The 1,900-nt window shown below is 63.1% G+C and carries 1 protein-coding gene; it reads left to right on the top strand.

Annotated features, from left to right (window positions below; genetic code table 11):
* Positions 1-146: 146 nt before the first annotated feature.
* The coding region (locus IE061_RS17855) for a retention module-containing protein (protein WP_193462209.1) at positions 147-1,900 on the top strand (1,754 nt) is incomplete at its 3' end.

Genomic DNA, 1,900 nt, shown 5'->3' with positions numbered 1-1,900 from the left:
CTCCCATTGGTCATCACGTAGCATTAGCCGAGGCATAGATCACCGAAAAATGCTGATATTCTAAATCAGCCCGATCTCCATCAGCAATTGTTAACGCACCCTAGCATCGGCAACCCCTTAATCGAGCAGTGGGTGGAGAACAAGACATGGCAACGGCAACGGTTATCTCGATTTCAGGTCAAGCATGGGCGCGTGACGAAGACGGCAACCTGCGTGAACTGCGTATTGGCGACGTCATCCAGGAAGGTGAAACCCTCGTCACCTCCGCCGATGGTCGTGTAGAGCTGGATTTTGCCGATGGTACCGGCGCCAATGTGGTCGAGGGTGGCCAGGAAGTGGCCGTCACCCCTGAACTGGATGTCGATGCCATTGTCGCCACGGACGCCAGCGCTCTGGACGATGATTTGGAAGCCCTGCTTGCCGCCCTCGAAGATGAAGACGGTGACCTCCTCGATATCCTGGATGCCACAGCGGCCGGTGCTGGCGCAGGTGGCGGCGGCGGTGGCGGCAGCAGCTTCGTGCGCGTTGCCCGTATTGCCGAAGAAACCGACCCACAAAGCTTCAGCACCGAAGGCGGACTGGAAGGCGCCGAATTCGTAGAATTTGATGGTGGCGCCGCCGCTACCGCTGCTGCTGATGACACAGATGCCGATGCCGATGCAGATGCGGATGCTGATGCAGATGCGGATGCTGATGCAGACGCGGATGCGGATGCGGATGCAGATGCCGATGCCGATGCGGACGCCGATGCGGACGCCGACGCCGATGCTGACTCAGACGCCGACGCAGATGCCGATGCGGATGCAGATGCAGATGCAGATGCCGACGCCGATGCAGACGCTGATGCCGACGCCGACGCCGACGCCGACGCCGACGCCGACGCTGATGCCGATGCAGACGCTGATGCGGATGCGGATGCGGATGCCGACGCTGATGCCGATGCAGACGCCGATGCAGACGCTGATGCGGACGCTGACGCCGATGCCGATGCCGATGCGGATGCCGACGCCGACGCAGATGCGGATGCAGACGCCGACGCTGATGCAGATGCAGATGCAGATGCAGATGCAGATGCAGATGCCGACGCAGATGCAGATGCAGATGCCGACGCAGATGCAGATGCAGATGCCGACGCTGATGCTGATGCAGACGCCGATGCGGATGCCGATGCCGATGCCGATGCCGATGCGGATGCCGACGCTGATGCAGATGCCGACGCAGACGCTGATGCGGATGCAGATGCCGATTTGGAAGCCACCATCACCATCGACACCCTGGCGGGTGACGACGTGATCAACGGCGCCGAAGCGGCCGAGGGCAACCTCATCACCGTCACCGGCACCGTGGGCGGCGACGCCAAGGCCGGTGACACCGTCACCCTGACCGTGGGCGGCCAAGAATTTACCGGTCTGGTGACCGCCGATGCCAACGGCAACCTGGTCTACGCCATCGACGTGCCCGGATCGCTGCTGGCGGCCAACGACAGCATCAGCGCCTCTGTGAGCGGCGAAGATGCCGCAGGCAACCCCTACAGCGCCGACGCCGAGCGTGACTACACCGTCAACCTGGACGCCACCGCCACCATCACCATCGACACCCTGGCGGGTGANGCCAAGGCCGGTGACACCGTCACCCTGACCGTGGGCGGCCAGGAATTTACCGGTCTGGTGGGCGAAGACCTCACCTACGCCATCGACGTGCCCGGATCGCTGCTGGCCGACAACGACAGCATCAGCGCCACCGTGAGCGGCGAAGATGCGGCGGGTAACCCCTACAGCGCCGACGCCGAGCGTGACTACACCGTCAACCTGGACGCCACTGCCACCATCACCATCGACACCCTGGCGGGTGACGACGTGATCAACGGCGCCGAAGCGGCCGAGGGCAACCTCATCACCGT

It is taken from the genome of Vreelandella hamiltonii (genome assembly GCF_014651795.1).
In the GTDB taxonomy this organism is placed as follows: domain Bacteria; phylum Pseudomonadota; class Gammaproteobacteria; order Pseudomonadales; family Halomonadaceae; genus Vreelandella; species Vreelandella hamiltonii.
This window is presented reverse-complemented; position numbering and strand designations above follow the sequence as displayed.